This window comes from Streptomyces sp. CLV115 (assembly GCF_038448545.1).
Lineage (GTDB): Bacteria > Actinomycetota > Actinomycetes > Streptomycetales > Streptomycetaceae > Streptomyces > Streptomyces sanglieri.
This window is the reverse complement of sequence record NZ_JBCEWQ010000360.1, coordinates 1-795: the sequence shown is the minus strand read 5'-3', so window position 1 is coordinate 795 and position 795 is coordinate 1. Positions and strand designations below refer to the sequence as shown.

1 protein-coding gene is annotated in these 795 nt (G+C 70.9%); it reads right to left on the bottom strand.

All coding sequences use genetic code 11. The features are described 5' to 3' along the window. Nucleotides 1-795 (bottom strand): ATP-binding protein (locus AADR41_RS42135; protein WP_342287762.1); only part of this gene is annotated, 795 nt, incomplete at both ends.

Here is a 795-nt window from a genome sequence, read left to right as displayed (position 1 = left end):
TCGGCCAGTGCGCGGGCGGCGCGCTGGAGTGCCTGTTCGCGGGTCGCGCCGGTCACGACGAGTTTGGCGAGCAGGGAGTCCCAGGCGGGGCCGATGACGGAGCCGGATTCGACGCCGGCGTCGAGGCGGACGCCGGGGCCGGTGGGCGGGGTGAAGGTGGTGACGGTGCCGGGGGCGGGCAGGAAGCCGCGGCCGGGGTCCTCGCCGTTGATCCGGAACTCGAAGGAGTGGCCGCGCATGGCGGGGTCGTCGTAGCCGAGTTCCTCGCCGTCGGCGATGCGGAACATCTCGCGGACGAGGTCGATGCCGGTGACTTCCTCGGTGACCGGGTGTTCGACCTGGAGGCGGGTGTTGACCTCCAGGAAGGAGATCGTGCCGTCCAGGCCGACGAGGAATTCGACGGTGCCGGCGCCGACGTAGCCGGCTTCCTTCAGGATCGCCTTGGACGCGGCGTACAGTTCCGCGTTCTGTTCCTGGGACAGGAAGGGGGCCGGGGCCTCCTCGACGAGTTTCTGGTGGCGGCGCTGGAGCGAGCAGTCGCGGGTGGAGACCACGACGACGTTGCCGTGGGTGTCGGCCAGGCACTGGGTCTCCACGTGCCGGGGCTTGTCGAGGTAGCGCTCCACGAAGCACTCGCCGCGGCCGAACGCGGCGACGGCCTCACGGACCGCGGAGTCGTAGAGCTCCGGGATCTCCTGAAGTGTGCGTGCGACCTTCAGCCCGCGTCCGCCGCCGCCGAAGGCGGCCTTGATCGCGATCGGCAGCCCGTTCTCCTCGGCGAACGCCACGACCTCG